The organism is Planococcus koreensis (assembly GCF_004761975.1).
Classification (GTDB): Bacteria; Bacillota; Bacilli; order Bacillales_A; family Planococcaceae; genus Planococcus; species Planococcus koreensis.
This window is the reverse complement of sequence record NZ_RQII01000045.1, coordinates 11,425-37,290: the sequence shown is the minus strand read 5'-3', so window position 1 is coordinate 37,290 and position 25,866 is coordinate 11,425. Positions and strand designations below refer to the sequence as shown.

The window sequence follows — 25,866 nt, the reverse complement described above, 5'->3', positions numbered from 1 at the left end:
CTGATTGCGCTTACATTATTATAGTGGCAAAATAACTAATAGATTATAAAGTGAGGAGAGAAAGCATGAAAAAACATCAAGAGATACATACACCATTCTTTCTGGCAATCATTCCTTTATTGGTTATGATTACTGCAATGGCAGTCACAATCATTAAATTCGGAGGCAGCCCCCACATCCCGCTATTGATCGGTACCGCCACAGCAGCGATTATCGCTTGGCGTCTCGGATACAAATGGGACGATATTGAAGAAGGGGCTTATAAAGGCATACGTCTTGCACTGCCGGCAATTCTCATCATCATCCTTGTCGGCATGATCATCGGCTCATGGATTGGCGGAGGAATAGTCGCTACAATGATTTTCTATGGCTTGAAATTGATCACGCCTTCTCTCTTCTTGGTAACCATCTGCATGATTTGTGCGATTGTCACTTTGGCCATCGGCAGTTCTTGGTCAACGATGGGCACAATCGGCGTTGCAGGCATGGGAATCGGTATGAGCATGGGAATTCCAGCTGCAATGGTCGCTGGAGCAGTTATTTCAGGATCGTATTTCGGCGACAAAATGTCTCCGCTTTCCGATACGACGAATTTAGCTGCGGGCATTACGGGTACTGACCTGTTCGAACACATCAAGCACATGGTCTACACGACGATACCAGGTTTGTTGATTGCCCTCATCGCTTATTTCTTCCTTGGACGTAAATTTGGCGGTTCGGCTGTAGACTCAGGCGAAATCAACGCTATCCTGTCAACGCTCGACAGCAATTTCACTATTTCTCCGTGGCTTCTTCTTGTACCGCTTGCGGTTGTCGTTATGGTCGCGAAAAAAGTTCCGGCGATGCCGGCTTTGGCAATCGGCGTATTTCTGGGATGGGTTTGCCACGTGATCGTGCAGGGGGGCAACATTGGCGACGCGGTCAATACGCTTCATGACGGTTTTGCCATTTCTACAGGTAATGCAATGGTGGATGACCTCTTCAACCGCGGCGGCATCGATTCGATGATGTTCACCGTATCACTGACTATTGTCGCCATGGTCTTTGGCGGCATCATGGAACAAGTCGGGATGCTGCAATCAATCGTCAACCAGATCTTGAAAGTGGCGCGTTCTGCCGGCAGCCTCATTGCTGCAACGGTTGTTTCCGCGTTCTTCACGAACGTAACTGCTTCTGAACAATACATCTCAATCTTGCTTCCGGGGCGCATGTACGCAAAAGCCTACCGGGATAAAAAGCTCCATTCGAAAAATCTGTCTCGCGCTTTAGAAGACGGCGGGACCATCACATCTCCGCTCGTTCCTTGGAATACATGCGGTGTCTTCATTCTTGCGACACTGGCGGTGCACCCATTCGCGTATGCGCCATACGCAATATTAAACTATACGGTGCCGATCATTTCGATCATCATGGCTTTCCTCGGCATCAAAATCGAATACCTCAGCGACGAAGAAATCAAAGCACTCGAGCACAAAGAAGCCCTTCAGCTTAAAGGCGATCAAGCGGCAGCCTCGGGAACAGCAACGATATAAAGATGGAACGGCGGCAGCTTAGGCTGCCGTTTTTTTATTGCCATTAAATATACTTTCTCCAATGGAAAGGACGGCATTAAAAGAAAATATTAGTATTTTAAAGGGTGAGAAGAGCTGTTTTTATCAAAATTAAAGGGTTTATTGATAAAATAAAAGAAATTTATAAAAAATTCAGACTTTATCACTTGCATAATTTTTTTAGATGTATTATAAATAAGGTGTACAAATGTTATACAAATACTATACAGGAAAAGGAGAGGAAAAAATGAAGAAAATTTTTGCTTTAATTTCACTCGCTTTGCTGCTCGCCATGACGTTAGTGACAGGGGTCTCTGCAGATTCGCACACGGCTAAGGTCCGGATCGTCCACGCTTCACCAGACGCTCCAGCGGTAGATGTATATGTAAACGGGGATGCGGCATTGGAAAATGTTCCATTCAAAGCGGATTCCGGCTATTTGGATCTGCCGGCTGGAACACATGATGTAGAAGTTTTTGCAACAGGTACAGCATATGAAGAAGGTGCAGGGGTGCTGCGTGCAGACCTTGCAATCGAAGCAGGAAAAGCTTATACAGTTGCAGCTGCCAATACAGTGGATGCACTTGAGTTTGTAGTAGCAGAAGATTCTATGGAAGTAACAGAAGGTAAAACGAAAATCCGCGTCGGCCATTTGTCGCCGGATGCTCCAGCAGTTGATGTAGGATTGATCGGTGGAGATGCAGTATTCAGTGGAGCGGAATTCCCGGGAATCACTGATTATACTGAATTGGATGCAGGCACTTACGATTTGGAAATCCGTTTGCCGGATGGCACTCAGGTTCTGCCATTAGAAGGAACAGAACTAGCAGCTGATACAGTGTACAGCGTATTTGCTGTCAACACGGTCGATGCAATTGAAGTTCTGGCATTAGTGGATTATGAAGCGGCAGGATCGCCAGATGGCATGCCGACAACAGGATTGGGAACACCTAGCCAAGAACAAACTCCTTGGTTGTTGATCGGTGCTACGCTGGCATTGTTTGCAGCTGGTGGACTGGTTTGGAGAAGACGATTTCAGGAATAAGTTTCTATTGATGCTCGGCCTCCTTGGCGTCCTTGCTGGCTGCCAAGAAGCGGAGGATGAAGTGAGCGTGCGCAGCGAGAACGTCGGATTTGCCGCTGAACAAACAGAGAAAGTGGAAGTAGAAGTGAATGTGAAAGCGGCAGTGCCTGCACCTGCGGGCAATCCAATCAATGCAAGCGCAAGGACAGGCATTAAACCTGAGTCATTGAAAATCCCCGCTATCGGAGTCAACACGTCGGTGCAGCATCTGGGAACTACGGAGAACGGTGAAATGGCTGTGCCAGATGATATAGATGAAGTCAGCTGGTTTTCCCCCGGCTACCAGCCTGGCCAAAACGGCCGCGCTGTCATAGCGGGGCATGTAGACGGCATTGACGGGCCCGCTGTATTTTGGGATCTGTCAGAGCTGCAGCCGGGAGATGAGATAACAGTAGAAGGAGAAGGACGCCAATTGATATATAAAGTCCACACGATGGAATCCGTTCCGCTTGATGAGGCGGACGTTCCAAACATCTTCGGCTATTCCTCTTCTCCGGAGCTGGTGCTGATCACTTGTTCCGGCACGTACGACTTTTCGAGGGGGACACGGGAGGAAAGGCTCGTGGTCTATGCGAGCTATGTTGGAGAATAATAGCCAAGGCGATTTCACACTTCTTCGTTGAAGAAAGTGAAATCGCCTTTTTTATGTATGAATAAAAGAATTCAGGTTTTCATTAAATCTGGCAGAAGTTTATAAGCTCGGCAAAAGGAAATAGGTAGGGTATAGAAGGTTAGGGGGACGGGGCAATGGAAATCCGCATCAAATGGGGCTATAAAACGCCGAAAGGGACGGAGACTGTTTTCCATTCAGAAGAAATGCCAGCCGCCAAAGCACTGCTTCTGGCTGAAGATCTAGAGCGTACCGGCAGGGTCAAAAACTTGGCGTTCATCGATCGCTATGACAGCAATTGGTCATTGAAAGAACTGAAAAAATATTTGAAAGGCATCGAAACAGAACCGCATAATATCACGGTCTATTTTGATGGCGGCTTTAACCCGGGCACAAACGCATCAGGGCTTGGCTGCGCCATCTATTACGAACAAAGCGGAAAGTCTTACAGGCTGCGGCGCAATGCCGCTGCAGCAGAGCACCTGTCGAATAATGAAGCGGAATACGCAGCGCTGTATTTAAGCCTGCAGGAATTGGAATTGCTCAATGTCCATGACATGCCGGTGCTTTTCGTGGGCGATTCCAAAGTGGTCATCAACCAGATGGATGGAGACTGGCCAGTCATTGAAGTCAACCTGGCAAAATGGGCGGACCGCATCGACGGCAAGATGAAAAAACTCGGCATCCAGCCTGAGTACGAACTGGTGCCTAGGAAAAACAACGCAGAAGCGGACCAGCTGGCAACCCAGGCATTGAATGGCATCCATATCACGGGAACGATTGAAATGCTGAAGGAATAACAAAAAAGCAATATCGATAATCACAATCTTTAAAAGGTTTGTCTATAATTTAGCTTTTTCAGCCACAAAGCAGGGCAGCCAATTCGGCTGCCCTGCTTTGTTTCAATTCTTATAAGGTTTACGGTCTTCGTCAAGATCATGGTAGGTCAACGGATAACCCATCGACACCCATTCAGAGCGGTGGGACGCATCCAATTCTGTCAGTCCTTTTTCAGCGGGATCAAGGCCGGCGTTCGGACTTTCTTTCAAGTCTGAACTTTGGCTCCAATTCGTGTCATGATCCGGATAGACCCAGAATTTTTTTCCGCGTTTTTTAATGTAGTTCACCAATAGGAAAGCACTGGCGCACGATGCGCACGCAAGAAATACACTTTTTTTATCCATTTGCTGTTCCTCCGTTTAATAGACGTTTTGCTATTAAATTCCCGATTCACTGAATGTTAATCCTTTTTCGGATGGCAAGCCACGAACGCTAGCGTATTAAACTGACATCATGTCGCGCTGTTCAACTAATGCAACTGCTTCAACGACCGCTTGGCGATTAATATTTAAGATATCACACGGGCGTCCAATAACTTCGATTTTGCCGTCTTTCAGCTTCACGATGCGGTCTGCAATTGCATGTGCATCATTTTCATCATGTGTCACGAAGACAGATGTAATATCAGCTTTTTTAAGGATATCACGCAGCTCTTTCCGGATTTTACCTTGCAGTTCGGCATCCAAGTTGCTGAAAGGTTCATCCAGCAGGATAAGATGCGGTTTGGGGGCAATTGCACGTGCAATCGCAACGCGCTGCTGCTGCCCGCCGCTCAACTGGTAAGGGTAGCGATCTGCGAAGCCTTCTAGTTCCACCAACTCCAGGACTTCCTGCAAACGTTCCTGCTTCGCCGCTTTCTTGAAGCGGAACAAGCCGAACATGATGTTTTCAGCGACCGTCATGTGCGGGAACAATGCGTAATCCTGGAATACCATGCCGATTCCCCGTTTTTCCGGCTGCAGGAATTTCTTTTCATTGAAGATGACGGTTTCTTGAATGTTGAAAGAACCGTCTTCCGGTTTTTCCAAGCCGGCGAGTAGGCGCAGCACGGTGCTTTTGCCGCTGCCGCTCGGTCCGAGGATCGAAATGACTTCACCTTTTTCGATCGTCATGGAAAATTGGTCTAAAGCTGCAGTTTTTGTATTGGAATAGGAGAAACACACGTTATCGATGGAAATAAACATATTATTTAGGCTCCTTTTCGATGAATTTATAAAAAACGATAATGGAAAGTGCGCTGATCCCGATAATGAGCAATGAAGCTTGGGAAGCTTCCATGATCTTTTCGTCACTGGCGTATTGGAATACTTTTGTTGATAAGGTATCAAAATTGAAAGGCCGCAAAATCAATGTCAGCGGTATCTCTTTCAAGATGTCAATGAAGACGATGATGAACCCGCTGATGATTGCGCCTTTGAGCATCGGGACATCGACTTTGAAGAATGTCTTCGTGATGCCCATTCCGAGAAGCCGTGAAGCATCTCGGAAGTTGGTGCCGATTTTGTCATATCCGGACTCGATCGAATTATAGCCGATGGCAAAAAAACGAATGATGTAAGCGGATATTAACATGATTAAACTTACACTTAATACTAAAGTCGTGTCAAATCCAAGAGCTTGATAGAGAGGGGCGAGTGAGCGGTCAAGCCCGATAAATGCGGTCACCACCGCTACGGCAATGACTGCACCGGGAATGGAATAGCCCAGTATGCTCAAGCGCGGCAGCAGTTTCGCCATCTTGCCGTGGACGAGCCGCCCAAAATTCCCGACTATCAATGCAAATGCGATGATGACGGTGGCTGCAATTCCGGCAACCGTCACCGAATTTCTTACATAGGACATGAATTCTGCCATTGGAATCGTACCGAAAGTCAAAATCGTCCAGTCAATCAATTGGATGACTGGGATGAAGAATCCGAGGCTCATGATCACCAATCCGAAGCCTGTAGCTCCTGCCGCTTTCCAGCCGGTCAGCTGAATCAGCGGCAATGGGCGGACTTTAGTTGTTGAATAGCTGTATTGGCGCCGCCCGCGCAGCAATTTCTCAATCATCAGGACCAGAATGACAAAGCCCATGAGTGAGGCGGCAAGTTTGATGGATGTCTCAATATCTCCCAGGCCGAACCAGGTTTGGAATATCGCGGTGGTGAATGTCTGGATGCCGTAATACTTTACGACACCATAATCATTCAATACTTCCAGAACGACCAAACTTGCACCGCCGATAATGGAGACCCGCGAAATGGGCACCACGACACGGAAGAAAGTGCCCCAGGGGCCTTTTCCAAGAACCCGTGACGTTTCAATCAACGAAGCGGATTGCTGGGACAGGAAAATTCGTGTGATCGTATAAACGTATGGGTACAAAAAGATCGTGTAGATGAAGATTGCACCCGGCAAATTCATGATGTCAAAATGGGAGGGGTTTACTTCCATCCCGAATCGGTCGCGCAGCGTTGTCTGGATGACGCCAGTATAATTGACGATCCCATGATACGTGTAAGCGCCGATAAAAGGCGGGATGGAGAGGGGCAAAATCAAAGCCCATTTCAAAAAATTCCGCAAAGGAAATTGATATTGGGCGATTAGCCACGCCAGGCTCAACCCAATGGAAATGGTCAAGACGGCAGTAGCCACAACCAGAATCAGAGAGGTGGAGACGAAGGACCAAAGAACGTGTTCCTTCATGTGCGCCCAGTTATCGTTTGTCGGAGTGAAGATTCCGCCGACAATGGTCAAATTCGGCAAAAACAGGAGTGCCATGATGGCCACTGCCGAAAAAGTCCATACATTGATATTTTTTAAACTTCGCTGCATCTTCCAAACACCTCTCTATTCCAATCGCAAGAAATCCCGTGCTGCGAAGAAACGCAACACGGGGATTCAGTTTATTATTTCCAGCCGACTTCGTTGAAGATCAAAATCGCTTTTGAGTTATTTGTTCCAAGAGCTGACAACGGGATGTCCTGCTCTTTAAACTCGCCCCATGATTTCAGCAATTCTGTCGCTTCAACTGACTCGTTTACGGGATATTCATAATTCGCTTCTGCAAAAGTTCCTTGTGCTTCAGGAGCAGACAAGAACTCAAGCAATTTGATTGCGTTGTCTTTGTTCTTAGATGATTTTACCACACCAGCGCCGCTGACGTTCACATGCGTGCCTGTAGTTTCCTGGTTCGGGAAGAAGATGCCAAGGTTTTCAGCAACTTTCACTTCTTCAGGGTCTTCCGAGTTAAGCATTTGCCCCAAGTAATATGTGTTCATGATGGCGATATCGCCAACACCGGCTGCGATTGCTTTCGCTTGGTCACGGTCTCCGCCTTCAGGATCGCGTGCAAAGTTATTGACCATTCCAGCTGCCCATTCTTTCGCTTTTTCTTCACCGTCAATTTCGATGAAGGAAGCCAGCAATGACTGGTTATAAACATTTTCAGATCCGCGGATCAAAATGCGGCCATTCCACTTGTCTTCTGTCAATGCTTCATAAGTCGACAATTCTTCAGGAGTTACAGTTTCTTTGTTGTAAACCATTACACGTGCACGTTTTGTCAGGCCGTACCACATTTGGTCCGTATCCTGGAAGTTCTCAGGAATTTGTTCGTCCAGCAAGTCACTTGAAACAGCCTGGAACAAGCCGTCGTCTTTAGCGCGGAATAAACGCCCGGCATCCGCAGTCAGGAATAGGTCGGCTTCAGTGGCATCGCCTTCACGCTTGATGCGCTCCAGCAATTCATCCGCTTCGCCTTTGATCAAGTTGACTTTAATGCCTGTTTCCTCTTCGAATTTCTTGTAGAGCTCATCATCCACGTCATAATGGCGGGCTGTATATAAGTTGACTTCTTTGCTTTCTGTATCTTCAGGCGCATCGCCTTCTGACGATTCGTTGCCAGCTTCCTGGTTTCCGCAAGCTGATAATAGAAGAAGCATCAAAACCAGTGCAGCGTATAGCATTTTTTTCATGTCTGTCTCTCCCTTTGATTGTTGTTTGAATCCAAATGAAAATGATTCTCAATATCGATTATAGGGGAATGAGAACGTTTGTCAACCGCCTATTTAAAAATAGATAAGGCAATTTAACGAATGAAATTATTCGGTTTTGCTATGGCCGTTTTGCCCCTGTACAAGCGAGCGGCAATAGCGATGCGAATCAGACTTTCGGCAATCCATTGACGAGGGTGATGAAAGAGCGTGAGATGTAAGGGACGTAGCGGTTTTTTGCCATGATGATGCCGAGGCTCCATGGGAATGTACGGCTCAGCGACAAAGTCTTGAACGGGCCGTCTTTGACGCGGTCGCAGATCAGTTTCGGCATCAATGTGACGCCGAGATTTTTTTCGACCATGCCGACGATGAAATCCCATTGCGAGCTTTCGTAGGCAACTTTTGGATTGAAGCCTTCGCTCAAGCAAAAGTCGATCGTTTTGCTGTTCAATGTAAATTCTTTACTTAATAGAAGGAAAGGGTCATCTTTGAAATCGATCAAGTCGACGATGTCGCGGTGTGCCAAAGGATGAGATTCATGCACCAGTAATTTGATTTCCTGGTCGACGAAAGGCTCAACATCAAACTTCTCGCCGTCAACAGGCAGCATGACGAATCCAAGATCGACAGCGCCTTCCAATACATTCTGTTCCACTTTGCGCGCGCCGTATTCGGCGATTTCTACAGTGACATCCGGGTAAGCCAGCTGAAACTCAGCGATAATCGTCGGGAAAAACAAGGTACTGATAACAGGCGGCAACCCGATTTTTATTTTCCCTTTTTTTAAGTGCATAACGTCGTATAAAGAAGCGGACAAATCATCCAGACTATTGACGATTTTATTGGCTTGCTCATAAACGACTTCGCCGGCGTCGGTCAAGGTAATCTGGCGTGCTGAGCGGTCAAATAGCACAACGTCCATTTCCTCTTCCAGGTTCTTGACCATTTTGCTCAAGGTCGGCTGCGTAACGTGAAGCGCGAGTGCTGCTTTCGTAAAGCTTTTATGTCTGGCTACTTCAATGAAGTATTTGAGCTGGCGAATGTCCATTTGATTGCTCCTGACTTATAACTATTTGTTATAGAATATATAGTTTTTATTCATTTTACCTATTCTGCAGGGCAGTGTACACTAAAAAAAGCCGCTCGCGTCTAAATATTGTGACAAATATTTGGATTTTTTCTTTCACATTCAGTAAGCGCTTTCACTTTGCAGGACGCAGAGGTGGTGAAGGTTTGGCCGGCTTGGTTAGCGGCAAGCAAAATCAAAGGGGGAAATAAAATGTTCAGTATGATCGGTTTAATCGGAGGTTTGGCGTTGCTCATTTTCTTGACAATGAGAGGCACAAACTTGTTGATTGCAGGCCCGTTGAGTGCATTGGTCGTTGCGTTGTTCAGCAGCTTGCCTTTGTTCCCGCAAATGGTCGGAGAAGGGGAAGTAAACTTTTTAGGAAATTATATGACCGGGTTTTCCGGATTCATCACAGCTTGGTTCCCGATGTTCCTGCTTGGAGCAATTTTCGGTAAATTAATGGAAGACAGCGGAGCTGCAGACAGCGTATCGCGCTGGTTGGTTGGCAAATTCGGCATCAAGCGTGCAGTACTTGCAATTGTCATCGCCTGTGCAGTTTTAACATACGGCGGAGTCAGCTTGTTCGTTGTTGCATTCTCGGTTTACCCGATGGCGCTTAGCTTGTTCAAACAAGCGGATCTTCCACGCCGTTTCATTCCAGCGGCATTAGCACTTGGTTCAGTTACATTCACAATGACATCAGCTGGTTCACCGGAAATCCAAAACTGGATCCCGATTGAATTTTTAGGCACAAGCCCATACGCTGGCTGGGAAGTCAGTATCGTTGTCGCAGTCTTTATGGCAGTATTCGGCTATTGGTGGCTGAAACGCATGATCACTAAAGCAGTAAGCAAAGGCGAGCATTTCGAGTCGCGCAAAACAGATCCGGTGGTGCCGGAACGCAATCTGCCAAACCCGATCATGGGCTTGATTCCGTTGCTAGTGGTTCTAGTCGTTTCTTTCATTTTCCATGATTCATTGAAAACATCCGCTTTGGTAATCGCATTGCTTGGCGGAGTTCTTGCAACATACATTTTGAACAGAACACATTTCCAAGATCTTGGCAAAGCATTGACTGATGGAACAATCGGCGCGTTGATCGCAATCGGCAACACGGCAGCGGTTGTTGGCTTCGGCGGCGTTGCAAAAGCAGTGCCAGCTTTCCAGACAGCGGTTGACGCAATGACGAACATCCCGGGCAGCCCGCTAATCGGCGGCGCGATCGCGGTCAGCGTCATCGCCGGCATCACAGGCTCATCTTCAGGCGGACAGGCAATCGCGTTGCCATTATTGGCGCCGCATTACTTAGATCTAGGCGTCAATGCAGAAGCGCTTCACCGGACAATTTCGATTTCTTCCGGCGCATTGGATTCGTTGCCGCATAACGGTTATGTTGTAACGACGATTCAAGGAATCTGTGGCGAGACGCATAAAGCGGCTTACGGTTCAGTGGGCGCTGTGACGGTTATTGTGCCGCTCCTTGGTACCATTATTGCAATCGTCCTGTTCTCATTCGGTATGGGAATCTAATATATAGTGGAGGTCATTCGGATGGTTGAAAACAAAGTAGTATTCATCACTGGTGCTGCAAGTGGCATCGGTTATGAAATCAGTGCCGATTTCGCAAAAGCCGGCGCGAAAATTGTGTTGACGGATATCAATGAAGAAGCGGTGCAAAAAGCTGCAGATACATTGAAAAGCCAAGGCCTTGAAGCAATCGGTTTGAAAGTCGACGTAACGAACGAAACAGAACTTGAAGGGGCGATTAAGAAAACGGTTGAAACTTACGGATCCCTGGATGTTCTGATCAATAATGCGGGCATGCAATTCGTTTCGCCGATTGAAGAATTCCCGACAGAGAAATTCGAGTTATTGATAAAAATTATGCTGGTAGCGCCGTTTGTTGCGACAAAACACGCGTTCCCGATCATGAAAAAACAAGGCAACGGCCGCATCATCAACATGGCATCGATCAACGGCCTTGTCGGGTTCGCAGGCAAAGCGGCTTATAACAGCGCAAAGCATGGCGTCATCGGCTTGACGAAAGTCGCTGCGCTTGAAGGCGCGGAGCACGGCATTACAGTTAATGCGATGTGCCCGGGCTATGTGGATACACCGCTTGTGCGCAACCAGCTAAGCGATTTGGCGAAAACGCGCAATGTCTCTTTGGATAAAGTGCTGGAAGAAGTCATTTATCCATTGGTACCGCAAAAACGCTTGTTGTCCGTACAGGAAATTTCAGATTACACGATGTTCCTGTCGAGCGATAAAGCGTCAGGCATCACAGGGCAAGCTGTCGTACTTGACGGCGGCTACACAGCCCAATAAACAAAGACGAACCCGCCGGGCATATGCCAGGCGGGTTTTTTAGTCAAGAAAATTATCGGTGATGCCGAGAAACAGGCGTGCCTGCTCGACATTGGGCGCATGGCCCGAATGCTTGAATTCCATAAACAGCGCATCGGGAATCCTTTCAGCGGTTTCTCGGCCTTTCGCGGGCGGATTCAATCCGTCGTGTGTGCCGCTGATGACCAATGTTTCCGCTTGAACTTTTGAAAGCGCTGGACGAAAATCAAAGTCGGCCAATGCAGCTGACGCGATGCTTTGTTCACGGCCTGTCAGCCCTTCACTGTTTTCGGCCGTCTCCTCTAGCCAGCGGCTGACTTTTTCCTGGTCATGGAACATGAACTGAGAGGATTTCTGGAGCTTCTCAACGATGTTAAGCCCTTCGAATTCCTTTTCGTAGCGGTCAAACAGCTCTTCCATCGAAGATTGTTCGCCGTGTGATTTTGTTGCAACAAGAATGAGCTTTTCAATCCGTTCCGGCAATTCGATGGCGATGCCCTGAGCGATATAGCTGCCCATCGATACGCCGATGACTGATAGCGACTGGAAATTCAAATGGCGGATGAGAGCAGCTGCATCCTGGATGTGGTCGTCAAGCGTAAATTCTTGCGGCTTAGTGGATTTTCCATGGCCGCGAGCATCTGGCGCGATGACCCGGAATTTCTTTTTAAAAAAATTAATTTCCCGGTAGAACATTGCGTGGCTGCTTGTCAGGCCATGCAAAAGAAGCAACGGCGGCCCTTCTCCGATGTCCTCGTAATACAAATCTATGCCGTCTGAATTGAAATATGGCATTAGGCTTCTTCCTTTCGGTGTTGATAATTGTCTTTACCCTTAATAGAAGGGGTTAATCCAGAAAGCGGCGGAGCAGACTGTGCTTTCTATGTTGCAAGCATCCATTTCTTTAATGAATAAATTTTCTGAATACTAGCTCTTTCCATTAGACACTTGCTGTCTAAAAATGGTTTAGTAGAGAGGATGGGGAATCTATGAAAATTGTAAAACAAAGGGGAGCGAATTAATGAAAGTTACTGAAACTGAATTTCCAATCCAAGCAGTCAGGGAGCAATTCCCGGCACTGAAACGTACATACCACGGAAAAAGCGTGGCGTATTTCGACGGGCCTGGTGGCTCACAAGTCGTCAAATCGGCCATCGATGCCATTGCCAGCTATATGGAGCGCGGAGGTGCGAATCTCCACGGCTCTTTCCCATCAAGCTGGGAAACAGAAGAAACGATTGCTGGATCAAAAGAGGCGGTTGCGGACCTTTTGAATGTCCAGCCCAATGAAGTCGCTTTTGGCGCAAACATGACAACGTTGACAATTGCCATCGCGAATGCGCTCGGCAAACAATTTAAAGCGGGAGATGAGATTGTCGTCACGGAAATGGACCACCGCGCCAACGTCGATCCATGGCTGATGATGGCGCAAGACCGGGGAATGAATGTCCGCTGGATCCCTGTGGATACCGATGCTTTGACGCTTGACCTGCAGGGCTTGGACGAATTGATCAACGACAAGACAAAACTTGTGGCGGTCGGACTGGCGTCAAACGCCGTCGGAACGATCGTTGACATCGAGCCGATTGTCCAGCGCGCAAAAAAAGTAGGTGCGTTGGTGGCGGCGGATGCTGTCCATGCAGCACCCCATATGGCGCTTGACCGGGAGCTTCAAGGCATTGATATCCTATTGTGCTCAGCCTATAAATTCTTTGGGCCGCATGTCGGTATTGCAGCTATCCGCGAAAGTATTTTCAAAGAATTAAAGCCGTATAAACTCGTCCCGTCACCGGATTATTATCCGGACAAGCTGGAAACAGGCACGCAAAACCACGAAGGGATTGCGGGCATCCGTCCAGCCATCGAGTTTTTTGCAAGTTTCGGTAAAGGAGATACGCGACGCAGCCGCATCGTGAATGGCATGGAGCATCTTGAAGCTTACGAAAACAGTTTGGCCAAGCGTCTGCGCGACGGCTTGAGAGGGTTGGAGAAAGTGACTTTGTTTGAAGCGGCGGCGGAAGTTCCAAAAACACCGACTATCGCTTTTCAAGTAGCGGGCACTGAACCGGCGGAAGTCTGCAAAATCATGGCCGAGGAGCATAGCATCTTTTTGGCATCGGGACATTTCTACGCATCCACGTTGGCGGAGCGGCTCGACATCAATAAATCAGGCGGCTGGATCCGTGCAGGGTTGGCGCCTTATAATACCGAAGAAGAAGTGGACAGGTTGCTCAGCGCAGTAGCAGCGCTTTAAAAAGGCAAGCAGCACCAATCGATTTTTGATAAGTTCATTGAATTATGTTATGATTGCCCTTCATCGAATTAATGGATTCTACGAGACTTTCTTTAGTCAATTTCCAAAAAGAAAGCAGGGATCGACTTTGAAATTCGACACTATCCTGGAACTATTGAAGACAATCAGTTTCTACAACACGGTTAGTATTACACAAACATTTGCAAAAAATGGCGAAGATTATTTAACTGCCAAATCTGCAGGCAATTCCACTTCCATTGTAGTCACACACATCGAGACGCAGGAAGACACGATTTACACGGACATAGAAACAGCCGCTGAAGCGATTGAACACATGCTCCATGATTATTCCATCGTTATGTAAAACTTCTGGATATCCAGAAGTTTTTCTTTTTTGGGCTTTTTTCATGCTGAGGCCTATATTCCGCAAAACAGCCCCGTTAAAACAGATGTTTTTTGATCCCTTTTACCGGCTGTTTGGAATGGAGGCATCCGACTCCTGCGGGGGACAGCGCGAGCCGAAAAGCCTGGACCGAAAATTAGCCGCTTTGATTCGATTGCAAGAAAAATCATGACCAAGCATACACAGAGCCTTCTTTTTAGGCCAGATGGTGGTACAATACATTAATAAGCTTTTCCGAAACGGAAATGAACAAAAGGAGATTGAATTTTTTGAGTCAACAATTTAACACGAAACTGCCTGAAAACTACGCCGAATTGAAAAGAGCCGCAAACCGCACAGCGAACTGGAAAGAACGCTTGGCTGCAGTCGAGGAGCTTGGCAATTACAAGCACAAACAAACAATCGACGTCTTATTGCACCGTTTGGAAAACGATCCGGTATATCAAGTGCAGGAAGCTGCATTTGAAAAACTGGTCGACCTTGGCGAAGATGTTGAAATGCCGCCACGCAGAAAATTCGACTTGATCAAAGACACGTCGAAAGTATTAGTGCGCATCAAAAAAAGCTTGCCGCGCGACCACAGCTACGAAGATTTCAAAGTGAAGCTTCAGAAAATGCGCGTCGACATCTATGACACTTATAAAGGTGACAAAGGTGATGACTTCGACCGCTGGCTGGAAGATACTTGGAAGTCGATTCCAGGAAAATAAACGCAAAAACGCCTCGCAGCTATTCGCTGCGAGCGTTTTTTATTGTGCATTAATCCGGCAAAAGAATTTCGCCTTGGCCCATGAGGACGGAAATGCCGCCGATTTTCACTTGCTTGAATGATCCGGCCGATTCGGTGACCGTAATGTCGATAAAACTCGGGCGTTTCATCTCGAAGCCTTGTTCACTTCGAATCCGATAAATACCGCTGGAATTATGGGGCACTGCTCCGTAGGCTACCAAATAGGCGCCCAATGGACCGCCTGCCGCTCCGGTGGCCGGATCTTCCGCAATGCCCATTGCTGGGGCGAACATACGGCTATGGACTGTAGAATGCCTTTCATGTGTTTCGGTCGTGAAAACAAAAATGTTTTGGGTGTCCGGATGCTTGCTGAAATGCCGTTCCCAGATATCCGTCCTGAAATTGATCCTGCGCATGGCATCGAGTGAGCGGATCGGTATGAAGAGGAAAGGAAGGCCGGAAGAAACCGTCTGAGCCGGAAAACGGCTGTCGAGGTCTTTTGAAGTCAAGGAAAGCAAATCAGCGACCAAACCGGCTTTCGTGAATTTTTCGCCGAACTCCGGGAGCGGCTGAGTCATTTCCACTTTTGCCGCTTTTCCGCCTTCAACGAAAACAGTCACCGGGACTGCGCCGACCAATTCTTCGAGCACCCACTCATTTTTGCCTTCTTGAGTTTTGACGAGCTGCCTGTCGGCCATCACAAATGCAGCTCCGACTGTTGGATGTCCAGCAATCGGCAATTCGACTGTCGGTGTGAAAATGCGAAGGCTCTTTTCGTGCCCTGAATCTTTGGGGGGACAGATAAAAACCGTTTCGGACAAATTCAATTCACGGGCAATTTGCTGCATCGTGTCAGCGGATAAATTCTCTTCTCCGTAAAAAACCGCCAACTGGTTTCCACCGAAACGCTTTGCTGTAAAAACATCAAGCAGCGTGTAATGCAAACTTTTCATAGCCAGCCTCCGTTCTTCTTATCTTCCGATTGAATCATTCAGCCTAAAACAAATTATTAAATCCAGTCCATTTAATTATAAAACTAAAATGTCTATTTGAGGCACTATTCTGTTAATTATTTTTATTTACCGAAATCCGCTTTGTAAGAAAGGCGTATAAATAATAAGAAAACATGGCATTTTCAACGGAATTTGGCTTTGAAATTAATCTTAGGTCTTGAGGAGTGGTTAGAAGGTCTTGTTCTATAGTAATAATGAATAAATGATGCAGAATTTTCCCAATTACGGAAAATATTCATCTCTGATAACGTTAGATGTGAGGCAAGGTTCTCCCATTCGTGGAGACGCGAAAGCATTGTGCGGGACGCCGCTCTGGCTTTAATTGCCAACTATTTGATGGAAAAGGGGATTGGACGATGAAAAGATCGGCAAAGTTTGTGACATCAGTTATGCTAGCGGCGACATTGCTTGTACCGGCAATGGGCGTTAGTGCAAATGGAGACTTCTCCACACAGAATACAAATGAGAAATTCCGGGTATTGGTCGATTCTGCCAACCAAAAAGAGTTGAAGAACGCCAAAGAGCGTTACGGCGTCCACTGGGATTTCCAGGCTGAAGGATTCACTACTAATATGAATGCCAAGCAATTCGAAGCTTTGCAAAAAAATAAAAACCTGACTGTTGAAAAAGTGCCGGAATTCTCTATTGAAGAAACTTCATCAAAACCGGAAGCGGCTTACGCAGCAATGGCAGCGTCGCAATCAACACCTTGGGGCATCAAAGCAATTTATAACGACAGTGCACTGACGAAGACTTCAGGCGGGGCAGGGGTCAACATTGCCGTGCTTGATACAGGCGTCAACAAAACACATGCGGATCTTGTGAACAACGTTGAACAATGCAAAGATTTCACAATTGGAACGAGCATCGTCAATGGATCTTGTGTGGACAGACAAGGCCACGGGACACACGTTGCCGGAACAGCGTTAGCTGACGGCGGTTCAGGTTCTGGTGTTTACGGCGTAGCGCCTGCTGCTGATCTATGGGCGTATAAAGTATTGGGCGATGACGGCTCAGGCTATTCAGATGACATCGCGAATGCCATCCGCCACGCTGCCGATCAGGCAACTTCTTTAAACACAAAAGTGGTCATCAATATGTCACTTGGTTCATCAGCTGAAAGTAGCTTGATTACGAACGCAGTGAACTACGCATACGGCAAAGGCGTGTTGATCATTGCAGCAGCTGGAAACTCAGGCCCTTACCAAGGATCAATCGGCTACCCGGGCGCTTTGCAAAATGCAGTTGCTGTAGCAGCTCTTGAAAATGTCATCCAGAACGGCACGTACCGCGTAGCGGATTTCTCTTCACGCGGCTATAGCTCGACAGACGGCGACTATGTAATCCAAAAAGGGGATGTGGAAGTTTCTGCACCAGGAGCGGCCATCTACTCAACTTGGTACACAGGCGGCTACTCGACAATCAGCGGAACTTCAATGGCTTCACCGCATATCGCAGGGTTAGCAGCGAAAGTTTGGGCAGCAAACCCTACGGTCAGCCATACGACAATCCGCAATGATTTGCAGAACCGTGCTTATAACTACGACATCCTTTCAGGATCGGGCGCAGGATACGGCGATGACTATGCTTCAGGATTCGGTTTTGCACGTTTGCGCTAAAGAATAGAACGTCCTAAACAGTTCCAGTATTATGCTGGAACTGTTTTTTTATGGTAAAATTTTAACTATTCGGATTAAAAGGGTGAGCTTATGAATATCGGGTCCGTCATCAAGTATTACCGTACGAAAAATAGCATGACGCAATTGAAGTTAGCGGATGGGATTTGTTCAATATCTCATTTGAGTAAAATCGAATCGAATGCTTACGTACCGCATGAATCAACGATTGAAGCATTGTTGGCGAAGATGGGCGTGCACTGGCAAAAAGAAGTGGAACGGCATAAGAGGCTCGAAAGGCAGCTTGGTGAATTTATCGATTCGTCGCTGCATTATGACTTGGAGAATATGCGAAAACTTTATTATCAATTGAAAATGGAGAACGATTATATCCAATCCACTGAATTGGTCAACCAATATGAGCTGTATAAATTCCGTTATTATATTTATGAAATCGACCAGCCGCAAGCAGAGCGGCAGAAGAACATGCTGGAGCGGCTGACAGGTTCTTTTTCGGCACCGGAAAAGTGGCTGTATAAATTCTTCTTATCGGTTTATTACTCAATGCTCAATAAAACGGAACAATCTCTCGACTGCCTCGAACTGCTTGACCAAGGCATCCAAAGCATCCCGCAAAAATTCGAGGGGGAGTATTATTACCAGAAAGCACGGTTGATGATCGTGCTGGACCGCTTCGAGGTGTCGGCTTATTACGCGGAACTGGCCGTCCAATTTTACCAGCTCCATCATAATTACATTCGGCTCATGCATGCCCAGCTGCTATTGGCCATCAATTACACGCGGCGCAATCTGCATGTTCAGGCAAACGGCCTTTATGAAGTGTTACAGCGCAATGCGCGCCTTACCGGACAGACAGAGTTATTCCACCAAACTTCTTATAATTATATTGAATTGCTGAAAGAGACAGGCGAATATGGAAAAGCCTACGACTTTCTGCGCGATTTGAAAAACAGTCTGCCAGAGGATTCGTATTTTTATAAAGCCGTGTTATTGAGCAAAATCGAAGCGGCCATCGAATCGGGGATCGATGCTTCCCATTTGATTGCGGAAGTGCGTTCATTGCTAGAGCAAAGCCCTGACGAACAAGTAGAAATATACTGCAACTACTTCGAAAAACGAAACTTTTCCCAACCAGACCTAATGTCCTATTGTGAAGTAATAATGTTTCCATTTTTCAGAAAAAATGGTTATATAAAAGAAAGTAAGAAAATTGCTGCTGATTTAGTAAACTATTACCAGCAGCAAAAAGAGTGGGAAAAAGCGAATTTCTACCGCTCATACTATAATCGCAATGGAGGAGAACTTTTATGAAAATGGGCAAAAAAATTGCTGCCGCTGCAGTTATCGCTGCAGTTTTGGTGGGCGCTATCGGTCAATTGGAAGAAACAGAAGTTAAAGCGGCAACTGCATCACAGGCTGAAGCTAAGCCGATGGCAGTACCGGTCATCTTGCCTCCTTTATAAGGAACGCAGCAAATCGAACCTCCCGGCGCAATCAGCCGGGAGGTTTTTTAATGGTTTCTATATAATAGGGGAAAAGGCAGAAAAGCTGGGAGGAATGAATATGTACCGCAAAGAGCAATATGTTATTCAAAGCGGCAAGCCGGTGAAAGCGGTAGTGCGCCCTTATACAGAACGGGATTTTGACGCATTGATCGGCATTCAGCGTGCAAGTTTCCCGCCGCCGTTTCCTGAAGAGTTGTGGTGGAGCAAAGAGCAATTGGCAAACCATGTAAAGCATTATCCAGAAGGTGCGTTATGCGTAGAGGTGGAGGGGGAGATGGCCGGATCTATTACAGGTCTGCTGACAGATTTTGATTCCGCTTCTCCACATCATAGCTGGAGCGAGGCGACAGCTGGCGGCTCCATAACGAATCACAATCCGACTGGCAACACGCTATACATCGCTGATATCTGTGTCAGTCCCGGTTACCGGAAAATGGACCTTGGAAGATTGTTGATGCAGTCCTATTATGAGCGAGCCGTCCATGATGGGCTCGAACGAGTCCTTGGCGGCGGCAGGATGCCGGGGTATTTCAAGCATTCATATGAACTTTCACCCGAAGCGTACTTAGAGGCTGTGGTATCTGGCGAACTCAAAGACCCAGTCGTCTCCTTTTTGCTGCGCTGCGGCAGGACTCCTGTCTGCGTCATCAGCGATTACTTGGAAGACGCAGATTCTTTGAATTATGCAGCTTTGATGGAATGGAAAAATCCGTTCAATCCATGATTCTGTAAAAGCAGCATCCCGCTGTTCCGCAATACTTGTTCTTCGTATATATTAATTCTTTGTTCTTCCACATTTTATTTAAGGTATAATAATCTATATTAATAAAGACAAAGTAGGAGATGAAGTCAGTATTGTTTGAATTTTTCAGTCCGTTTTTAGTAATTTTATCTGTTTTTACCGCCATCATCTCATCTTATATAGCATTGGTCTTAACGCAAAAGATAAATGGCGCAAACCGCGTCCAGAAAAGAACATTGACCATCTTTGCGGCATGGGCGGTTGGAGTTGGGATATTTACGATGCATTTCACTGGAATGGCGGCTTCCAATCCCACTATCAGGATAAGTTATAACCCCCTCATATTGGGTGGGTCGCTTGCGGCTTCGATTCTTGGAGCTTACGGCGCTTTCTATTTTTTGTACTTTAAAAATGAGAGCAAATGGAAAAGTGTTTTCAGCAGCCTGCTCTTAGGTGCAGGCATTTTTTTAGGGCACTACATTGCTGTTCTTGCTGTCAGAGAGCAGATGGATTTCCAGATCAACCTATTGAATACAGCGTTGTCTCTGATAATGGCGTTCGTTTTTTCTTCATTGGCTACACGGCTTTTCATCCTTGCAGCTTATAGCAAAAAATCGATTGCCCGAAAATCGATCAGTGCAGTGGTTTTGGGCCTCTCGGTTGCAGTGATGCATTATAGTTCCACTAGTGGATCGATGATGGAGCTGCAGACTGAGGGAAGGGCGTTGAATTACGCGGATTATTCCCTCTTGCTGTTCGTGCTGACAATGATTTTATTCATGATCTTTTTAGCCGTGTTTTTTGCGGTGTTGGATTATCGGTCTCTTGCCAGTGAAAAACAATTACAAGAGACGTTGAAAGAAAGCGAGGAGCGATTCCGAAGATTGGTAGAACTATCGCCAGAACCGATTGTTGTCCAGAGTGACGGCGACATTACTTTTGTCAATCAGGCCTGCCTAAACTTAGTAAATGCGCAAACAGAGCTTGACCTGGTTGGGAAACGCGTTCTTGATTTTGTTCCGAAAGAAAACCGGGAAGCGATTAAACAGCGCATCAGCAGTATGATATCAGGCGAAGATGAGACTCCGATTGAACAGAAACTTGTCGTTCCTGGAGGCAAGGCGCTGGAAGTTGAAATACGAGGCGCGCGGATGGAATTTGAAGGGAACCCCTCCATTCAGCTGATTTTGCGCAATATCACAGAACAGCAAAGAGTGCGGCGCAAATTGGAAGAAAGCGAACAACGCTACCAGTCGCTTTTCCTGCATAATCCCGAGGGTGTTTATTCAATGGATGCACGAGGGAAGATGCTGAATGTCAATCAGGCGTTGGTGGACATGCTGGGCTACACGAGAGCGGAGTTTGGGAGCCTCACTTTCCATGAAATTGTGAAGCCGGAATTCCTGCCGGAGACAATTCGGAATTTCGAACTGGCTTTGAAGGGAACGCCGCGAAATTACGAACTCGTCGGGATTCACCGCACTGGAGATTCTGTACCATTCCATATTACAAACCTGCCGATAATCGTCGACAATGAAATCATCGGCGTTTTCGGCATCGCGAAAAACATTTCGAAAGAAAAGAAAGCAATCCGGCTCTTAGAAGAAAACGAAGAAAAATACCGTTCGCTGTTTGAACAGAATCTGGACGCCGTATTTGAGCTTGACATGGACGGGAATTTTACCAACGTCAACCACAATGCGGAAAAATTGACTGGCTACACTAAACAAGAATTGCATGCAATGGCTTTTCCTGCGCTCATTGCTGAAAACCTTCAAGAAGTACAACAAACGTTCACATTGACAAAAAACGGCAAGTCTCTCCGGTCGGAGCAAAAGCTGGTCGATAAATTCGGCAAGCAAATTGAAGTGGATGTCAATGTCGTGCCTATGACGCGCCAAGGCCGAGTCGAAGGGGCTTTTTCGATTGCCAGAGATGTCACGGAGAAAAAGCGCATTGAGAAAAAAGTGAACGATTTGGCATTTACCGATCAATTGACCGGGTTGCCGAACAGGCATTGGTTCTACGAAAACTTATCGAAAACAGCCGAGCGCGCACAGCAGCTTAACCGCTCACTTGCTGTAGTGATTATTGATTTTGATGATTTTAAAGGTGTCAATGATTTATTGGGCCATCACGGCGGCGACCTTTTTTTGCAGCACGTATCGGAGCGCATTAAAAATTGTCTGCGCCCTTCAGACCGCCTGTCACGGCATGGAGGCGACGAATTCATCGTCGTGCTTGAAGATGCGGATGAGAATTACTTAGAGCGCCTCAGCCGAAAAATCATTAAAGAAATGAACCGGCCGGTCATTCTCATGGATCACGACTTGGTCGTGACCATCAGCATCGGCATCAGCTTCCAGTCGAACTGTACTTGTGATGCCGGGATGCTGATTCGCCAAGCGGACTTTGCACTGTATTCGGCGAAAGAAAAAGGCAAGAACAACTATCAGTTCTACACAGACGATTTAAATGAAAAAGCGACAAGGAAATTCCAAATTGAAAATGCTTTGAGAAAAGCGATCGATAATGGAGAATTCCTATTGTATTACCAGCCGCAAATCGATCTTCAATCAAATCGCTTGGTCGGCCTGGAGGCGTTATTGCGCTGGCAATCGCCGTTCGGCATGGTTCAGCCGAATGAATTCATTCCGATAGCTGAAGAGACCGGGCTCATTTTGCCAATCGGCGAATGGGTCCTTGATGAAGCATGCAGACAGCTGAAAGAATGGGAGCGGCTCGGATTCCCCTTAATCAAAGTGTCTGTCAATGCATCCGCCCGCCAGTTCCGGGACCCGAACTTCAGCCGCAAAGTGGATGGCATTTTGAAAAAGCATCAGGTGGATACCCGCTTTTTCGAAATTGAAATCACGGAAAGCGTCATGTTTGACGTCGAAGAGGCATCACAATTAATGGAAGAGCTCAGAAAGCTGGGAATTAAGATAGCGATAGACGATTTTGGCGCCGGCTTCTCGTCGTTGACAGTCATCAAGAACATCAGCATTGATACACTTAAAATCGATAAATCGCTGATTGACGACATTATCGGCAACCACCGCAATTTAGCGATTCTCTCCGCCATCATCCAAGTAGGCAAAAACCTTCAAACCGAGGTTGTTGCGGAAGGAATCGAAACCAAAGAACAAATGGAATTGCTGAAGTCATTCAATGTCACTGGACAAGGCTATTATTTCAGCAAACCCGCTTTGCCGGAGCAATTCGAGAAAGAGTGGCAGCAAGAAAAAGTGTGGAGCCAGCAGCGGTAAAAAAAGGAAAAAGGTTTCGGCACTTCGCCGAAACCTTTTTCCTTTTTTATCTATAAATTCAGCTTGAAAGCTTTGACGATGATCCCATCATCAAGCGGCATAAAGTCCAATGACGGAACCCGCTCGAAGCCGAAGCTTGTGTATAATTTTATGGCGTTTGCCATAAAGTCTGCCGTATGCAGGCCGACAAATGGAGCGCCGTCCGCTTTCGCTTGCTGGATGCAATGGCTGACGAGCGCCTTGCCTGCTCCTTGGGAACGCTGGGCTGGTTCCACTGCCAGCATCCGGATTTCAGGATGCTGCAGCGCTCTTTCATCCCATTCATAAGCTTTCGATTCCGCTGGGAACAATACGATGCTGCCAACGATAGCGCCGTTGCTTTCCGCAATAAAAACGCGAACTCCTGGGCCTTTAAAAGTATCGGACAATAAGGTGTTTTTTAGCAACTCCCAATGCGGGGCAGGGATCAGCTGTTCAAAAGGGCTATAAGAAGCCAGCCTTTGCCATTTTATAAATTCGTATTCATCTTCATGCGCTTCCCGGATCTGCATCCAAACCATCTCCGATCCCAATAAATTATCCAGCCGCATTGCGGCGTTCTTGCCGACTCATCATCACTAAAATAAGGAAGAAAATTGATGTGCTTTCAGTATAGCATCCGGTCCTTAAAGAAAAAAATATTAAGCGATAAGCTAAGGAAAAATAGGGACGTTTTTTCGAATAATTAAAAAATATTAAATAAAATATTTAAAATTCATTGAATTGAGTAAATATTTCTCTATAATGATACAAAAGAAAGGAAAGATGTCTGATGAAAAAAGATTTGCGCATAAACAGTAAAGTATTCGACGGAGCGATGAAAGCGCCGAACCGGGCAATGCTCCGGGCAGTCGGTGTTACGGATGAAGATTTCAAGAAACCGATGATCGGGGTAGCCAGCACCTGGAGCGAAGTGACGCCCTGCAATATACATATCCACGACTTGGCGGTCAGCGCGAAAAGTGGTGCGAGAGAAGCAGGAGGAGTGCCGTTAGTATTTAATACAATTACGGTATCGGATGGTATTTCGATGGGCACGGAAGGCATGCGGTATTCATTGCCGAGCCGTGATTTGATCGCGGATTCTATTGAAACGGTTGTCGGGGCTGAAAGTCTGGATGGGCTGGTAGCAATCGGAGGCTGTGACAAAAATATACCCGGCTGCTTGATTGCGATTGCAAATTCTGGCGTGCCAGCTGTTTTCGCATACGGAGGAACGATTGCTCCGGGTAATTATAACGGCCAGGATATCGATATCGTTTCTGTATTTGAAGGCGTCGGCCAGCATAATAACGGCGATATCAACGATGATTCATTGCGCAAAATCGAATGCGGGGCATGTCCAGGAGCAGGTTCTTGCGGCGGCATGTACACAGCGAACACGATGGCATCTGCTGCAGAAGCAATGGGAATGAGTTTGCCGGGCAGTTCTTCGAATCCGGCAGAGTCAAGCGTCAAACAAGCGGATTGCAAAGCAGCAGGGGCAGCCGTATACAATCTGCTTGAAAAAGGCATTTATCCAAAAGACATCATGACAAAAGAATCGTTTGAAAACGCCATAACCGTCGTGCAGGCCCTTGGCGGCTCAACCAATGCGATTTTGCATTTGCTGGCAATCGCGCATGCAGCGGAAATCGACTTGACGATGGATGATTTTGACCGCATCCAGAAAACAGTTCCGCATATTGCGGACTTGAAGCCAAGCGGAAAATACGTCATGCAGGATCTGCACCGCGTAGGCGGCGTGCAGGCAGTGATGAAGGTTCTTTGGAAAGCGGGTTATCTTCACGGCGGCTGTATGACGGTCACTGGGAAAACCTTGGCAGAGAATTTGGCAGAGGCACCTGATTTACTGAAAGGGCAAGTGGTCATCATGCCTTTCGACAACCCGAAACGCAAAGACGGGCCATTGATCGTCCTGAAAGGGAATTTGTCGCCAAGCGGCGCAGTTGCGAAAATGTCTGGCGTCAAAGTCACGCGGCACAGCGGTCCTGCCCGAGTCTTTAACACGGAGAAAGAAGCGACAGCGGCTGTTATGGCCAATGAAATAAACGACGGTGATGTACTGGTCATCCGCTACGTAGGACCAAAAGGCGGACCGGGAATGCCGGAAATGCTGTCGATCTCGGCAATTCTCGTCGGAAAAGGAATGGATGAAAAAGTGGCATTGCTGACAGACGGCCGCTTCTCCGGAGGTACGCACGGTCTAGTGGTGGGTCATATTGCGCCTGAAGCACAAACTGGCGGACCGATTGCGCTTCTCAAAGAAGGCGACATCGTCACGATCGATTCTGTATTGCAGGAAATCTCGATGGATGTACCGGCAGAAGAACTGGCACAGCGCCGCAGGGAATGGACTGCGCCGCCGCTTTATAAAAAAGGGGTGCTCGGCAAATACGCACATAATGTTTCTTGCTCTTCAAAAGGAGCAGTAACGGATTATTTAAACCGTGAACAAACAGCACCGGAAGAAACACTCGTTTTAAAAAGCTGAAACAATTGGAAAAGGGCAGCCCTCAATGTGAGGGCTGCCCTTTGTTTGTTTAAGGTAACATCTATAAGTTTTGACTCAATTTTTCAACCCGTTAAAAACGGGGAATCATTTCCATTGAAAGGTTTAACTTTCTGTGCCGCGGTCATTGTTCCACTGGGGCTTTCTAACTTAAGCAACGTAAACCCTGCCTTCTTTTACGTCCTTGCGATCCTTTAATCGCGCCAGTGTGAATAAGTATTCTCAAAAACATTATCGTAGAATGCCAGATTATCAAAATTACCAGTTACCTATATGTTAACTT

At 46.9% G+C, this 25,866-nt stretch carries 23 protein-coding genes; 15 read left to right on the top strand and 8 right to left on the bottom strand.

The genetic code is table 11. From position 1 onward, the window contains the following. Nucleotides 1-65 precede the first annotated feature (65 nt). From nhaC to EGV91_RS10710, 4 genes are all read left to right on the top strand, one after another. Nucleotides 66-1,532, top strand: a complete 1,467-nt coding sequence (gene nhaC, locus EGV91_RS10725) for a Na+/H+ antiporter NhaC (protein ID WP_135503587.1) — start codon at nt 66-68, stop codon at nt 1,530-1,532. A gap of 265 nt (nt 1,533-1,797) precedes the next feature. Then, entirely contained in the window at nt 1,798-2,595 is a 798-nt protein-coding gene (locus EGV91_RS10720; protein WP_135503585.1) for a DUF4397 domain-containing protein, read from the top strand. A 10-nt stretch (nt 2,596-2,605) separates the two neighbouring features. Continuing rightward, complete coding sequence (locus tag EGV91_RS10715) at nt 2,606-3,226, top strand: class F sortase (RefSeq protein WP_135503599.1); 621 nt, start codon at nt 2,606-2,608, stop codon at nt 3,224-3,226. A 155-nt stretch (nt 3,227-3,381) separates the two neighbouring features. Then, complete coding sequence (locus tag EGV91_RS10710; protein WP_135503583.1) at nt 3,382-4,044, top strand: ribonuclease H family protein; 663 nt, start codon at nt 3,382-3,384, stop codon at nt 4,042-4,044. A 102-nt stretch (nt 4,045-4,146) separates the two neighbouring features. On the opposite strand, the gene EGV91_RS10705 is transcribed toward EGV91_RS10710, so the two are convergent. The 5 genes from EGV91_RS10705 to EGV91_RS10685 form a co-directional block, all read right to left on the bottom strand. Beyond that, the gene (locus EGV91_RS10705) at nt 4,147-4,428 is read right to left on the bottom strand and encodes a hypothetical protein (RefSeq protein WP_135503581.1); all 282 of its coding nucleotides are present in this window, start codon (nt 4,426-4,428) and stop codon (nt 4,147-4,149) included. A 96-nt stretch (nt 4,429-4,524) separates the two neighbouring features. Then, the gene (locus EGV91_RS10700) at nt 4,525-5,268 is read right to left on the bottom strand and encodes an ABC transporter ATP-binding protein (protein ID WP_135503579.1); all 744 of its coding nucleotides are present in this window, start codon (nt 5,266-5,268) and stop codon (nt 4,525-4,527) included. 1 nt (nt 5,269) lies between these two features. Further along, a complete protein-coding gene (locus tag EGV91_RS10695) occupies nt 5,270-6,901 on the bottom strand; it encodes an ABC transporter permease (RefSeq protein ID WP_135503577.1) in 1,632 nt (543 codons plus the stop codon). Nucleotides 6,902-6,975: 74 nt separating this feature from the next. Then, nucleotides 6,976-8,043 (bottom strand): Fe(3+) ABC transporter substrate-binding protein, encoded by a 1,068-nt coding sequence (locus EGV91_RS10690; RefSeq protein ID WP_135503575.1) that lies wholly within the window; start codon nt 8,041-8,043, stop codon nt 6,976-6,978. A 187-nt stretch (nt 8,044-8,230) separates the two neighbouring features. Next, nucleotides 8,231-9,112, bottom strand: a complete 882-nt coding sequence (locus tag EGV91_RS10685) for a LysR family transcriptional regulator (protein WP_135503573.1) — start codon at nt 9,110-9,112, stop codon at nt 8,231-8,233. 231 nt (nt 9,113-9,343) lie between these two features. Between EGV91_RS10685 and EGV91_RS10680 the strand changes: the two genes are divergently transcribed. Beyond that, nucleotides 9,344-10,663 (top strand): GntP family permease, encoded by a 1,320-nt coding sequence (locus EGV91_RS10680; RefSeq protein ID WP_135503571.1) that lies wholly within the window; start codon nt 9,344-9,346, stop codon nt 10,661-10,663. 21 nt (nt 10,664-10,684) lie between these two features. After that, the gene (locus EGV91_RS10675; RefSeq protein ID WP_135503568.1) at nt 10,685-11,461 is read left to right on the top strand and encodes a 3-hydroxybutyrate dehydrogenase; all 777 of its coding nucleotides are present in this window, start codon (nt 10,685-10,687) and stop codon (nt 11,459-11,461) included. A 39-nt stretch (nt 11,462-11,500) separates the two neighbouring features. Here the strand turns inward: EGV91_RS10675 and EGV91_RS10670 are convergent, their stop codons facing one another. Further along, nucleotides 11,501-12,274, bottom strand: coding sequence for an alpha/beta fold hydrolase (locus tag EGV91_RS10670; protein ID WP_135503566.1), 774 nt, complete (start codon nt 12,272-12,274; stop codon nt 11,501-11,503). A 226-nt stretch (nt 12,275-12,500) separates the two neighbouring features. On the opposite strand from EGV91_RS10670, the gene EGV91_RS10665 reads away from it, so the two are divergent. The 3 genes from EGV91_RS10665 (at nt 12,501) to EGV91_RS10655 (ending at nt 14,846) form a co-directional block, all read left to right on the top strand. Continuing rightward, nucleotides 12,501-13,733, top strand: coding sequence for a cysteine desulfurase-like protein (locus EGV91_RS10665; protein ID WP_135503564.1), 1,233 nt, complete (start codon nt 12,501-12,503; stop codon nt 13,731-13,733). A gap of 127 nt (nt 13,734-13,860) precedes the next feature. Next, nucleotides 13,861-14,097 carry a hypothetical protein gene (locus tag EGV91_RS10660; protein WP_135503562.1) on the top strand — a complete coding sequence of 79 codons (237 nt, stop codon included), beginning with the start codon at nt 13,861-13,863 and terminating at the stop codon, nt 14,095-14,097. A gap of 308 nt (nt 14,098-14,405) precedes the next feature. After that, nucleotides 14,406-14,846, top strand: a complete 441-nt coding sequence (locus EGV91_RS10655; RefSeq protein ID WP_421958248.1) for a HEAT repeat domain-containing protein — start codon at nt 14,406-14,408, stop codon at nt 14,844-14,846. 49 nt (nt 14,847-14,895) lie between these two features. On the opposite strand, the gene EGV91_RS10650 is transcribed toward EGV91_RS10655, so the two are convergent. Next, nucleotides 14,896-15,819, bottom strand: coding sequence for a PhzF family phenazine biosynthesis protein (locus EGV91_RS10650; protein WP_135503558.1), 924 nt, complete (start codon nt 15,817-15,819; stop codon nt 14,896-14,898). Nucleotides 15,820-16,235: 416 nt separating this feature from the next. On the opposite strand from EGV91_RS10650, the gene EGV91_RS10645 reads away from it, so the two are divergent. The 5 genes from EGV91_RS10645 to EGV91_RS10630 all read left to right on the top strand — a co-directional run bounded on the left by EGV91_RS10645 (nt 16,236) and on the right by EGV91_RS10630 (nt 23,032). Then, nucleotides 16,236-17,498 (top strand): S8 family peptidase, encoded by a 1,263-nt coding sequence (locus EGV91_RS10645; protein ID WP_135503556.1) that lies wholly within the window; start codon nt 16,236-16,238, stop codon nt 17,496-17,498. A gap of 90 nt (nt 17,499-17,588) precedes the next feature. Further along, nucleotides 17,589-18,827: a helix-turn-helix domain-containing protein gene (locus EGV91_RS10640; protein ID WP_135503554.1), complete on the top strand. Its 1,239-nt coding sequence runs from the start codon at nt 17,589-17,591 to the stop codon at nt 18,825-18,827. After that, nucleotides 18,824-18,979, top strand: a complete 156-nt coding sequence (locus EGV91_RS17135; RefSeq protein WP_158290602.1) for a hypothetical protein — start codon at nt 18,824-18,826, stop codon at nt 18,977-18,979. Before EGV91_RS10640 ends, EGV91_RS17135 begins: the two co-directional genes overlap by 4 nt. Before the next feature lie 100 nt (nt 18,980-19,079). Beyond that, the gene (locus EGV91_RS10635) at nt 19,080-19,745 is read left to right on the top strand and encodes a GNAT family N-acetyltransferase (protein WP_135503552.1); all 666 of its coding nucleotides are present in this window, start codon (nt 19,080-19,082) and stop codon (nt 19,743-19,745) included. 119 nt (nt 19,746-19,864) lie between these two features. After that, nucleotides 19,865-23,032, top strand: a complete 3,168-nt coding sequence (locus tag EGV91_RS10630) for a bifunctional diguanylate cyclase/phosphodiesterase (RefSeq protein ID WP_135503550.1) — start codon at nt 19,865-19,867, stop codon at nt 23,030-23,032. A 50-nt stretch (nt 23,033-23,082) separates the two neighbouring features. Here EGV91_RS10630 and EGV91_RS10625 read toward each other — a convergent pair whose 3' ends face one another. Beyond that, nucleotides 23,083-23,583 (bottom strand): GNAT family N-acetyltransferase, encoded by a 501-nt coding sequence (locus tag EGV91_RS10625; RefSeq protein WP_135503548.1) that lies wholly within the window; start codon nt 23,581-23,583, stop codon nt 23,083-23,085. Between the two features lie 260 nt (nt 23,584-23,843). On the opposite strand from EGV91_RS10625, the gene ilvD reads away from it, so the two are divergent. Next, nucleotides 23,844-25,565 (top strand): dihydroxy-acid dehydratase, encoded by a 1,722-nt coding sequence (ilvD, locus tag EGV91_RS10620; RefSeq protein WP_135503546.1) that lies wholly within the window; start codon nt 23,844-23,846, stop codon nt 25,563-25,565. The last annotated feature ends 301 nt before the right edge of the window (nt 25,566-25,866 follow it).

Bases quoted from the DNA above. Each gene is read 5' to 3' on its own strand.
- EGV91_RS10695 (WP_135503577.1), bottom strand. From the start codon at position 6,901: ATGCAGCGAAGTTTAAAAAATATCAATGTATGGACTTTTTCGGCAGTG.
- EGV91_RS10680 (WP_135503571.1), top strand. From the start codon at position 9,344: ATGTTCAGTATGATCGGTTTAATCGGAGGTTTGGCGTTGCTCATTTTC.
- ilvD (WP_135503546.1), top strand. From the start codon at position 23,844: ATGAAAAAAGATTTGCGCATAAACAGTAAAGTATTCGACGGAGCGATG.
- EGV91_RS10635 (WP_135503552.1), top strand. From the start codon at position 19,080: ATGTACCGCAAAGAGCAATATGTTATTCAAAGCGGCAAGCCGGTGAAA.
- EGV91_RS10685 (WP_135503573.1), bottom strand. From the start codon at position 9,112: ATGGACATTCGCCAGCTCAAATACTTCATTGAAGTAGCCAGACATAAA.
- EGV91_RS10675 (WP_135503568.1), top strand. From the start codon at position 10,685: ATGGTTGAAAACAAAGTAGTATTCATCACTGGTGCTGCAAGTGGCATC.
- EGV91_RS10665 (WP_135503564.1), top strand. From the start codon at position 12,501: ATGAAAGTTACTGAAACTGAATTTCCAATCCAAGCAGTCAGGGAGCAA.
- EGV91_RS10705 (WP_135503581.1), bottom strand. From the start codon at position 4,428: ATGGATAAAAAAAGTGTATTTCTTGCGTGCGCATCGTGCGCCAGTGCT.
- EGV91_RS17135 (WP_158290602.1), top strand. From the start codon at position 18,824: ATGAAAATGGGCAAAAAAATTGCTGCCGCTGCAGTTATCGCTGCAGTT.
- EGV91_RS10625 (WP_135503548.1), bottom strand. From the start codon at position 23,583: ATGCAGATCCGGGAAGCGCATGAAGATGAATACGAATTTATAAAATGG.
- EGV91_RS10715 (WP_135503599.1), top strand. From the start codon at position 2,606: ATGCTCGGCCTCCTTGGCGTCCTTGCTGGCTGCCAAGAAGCGGAGGAT.
- EGV91_RS10690 (WP_135503575.1), bottom strand. From the start codon at position 8,043: ATGAAAAAAATGCTATACGCTGCACTGGTTTTGATGCTTCTTCTATTA.
- EGV91_RS10720 (WP_135503585.1), top strand. From the start codon at position 1,798: ATGAAGAAAATTTTTGCTTTAATTTCACTCGCTTTGCTGCTCGCCATG.
- nhaC (WP_135503587.1), top strand. From the start codon at position 66: ATGAAAAAACATCAAGAGATACATACACCATTCTTTCTGGCAATCATT.
- EGV91_RS10670 (WP_135503566.1), bottom strand. From the start codon at position 12,274: ATGCCATATTTCAATTCAGACGGCATAGATTTGTATTACGAGGACATC.
- EGV91_RS10640 (WP_135503554.1), top strand. From the start codon at position 17,589: ATGAATATCGGGTCCGTCATCAAGTATTACCGTACGAAAAATAGCATG.
- EGV91_RS10700 (WP_135503579.1), bottom strand. From the start codon at position 5,268: ATGTTTATTTCCATCGATAACGTGTGTTTCTCCTATTCCAATACAAAA.
- EGV91_RS10645 (WP_135503556.1), top strand. From the start codon at position 16,236: ATGAAAAGATCGGCAAAGTTTGTGACATCAGTTATGCTAGCGGCGACA.
- EGV91_RS10650 (WP_135503558.1), bottom strand. From the start codon at position 15,819: ATGAAAAGTTTGCATTACACGCTGCTTGATGTTTTTACAGCAAAGCGT.
- EGV91_RS10710 (WP_135503583.1), top strand. From the start codon at position 3,382: ATGGAAATCCGCATCAAATGGGGCTATAAAACGCCGAAAGGGACGGAG.
- EGV91_RS10630 (WP_135503550.1), top strand. From the start codon at position 19,865: ATGAAGTCAGTATTGTTTGAATTTTTCAGTCCGTTTTTAGTAATTTTA.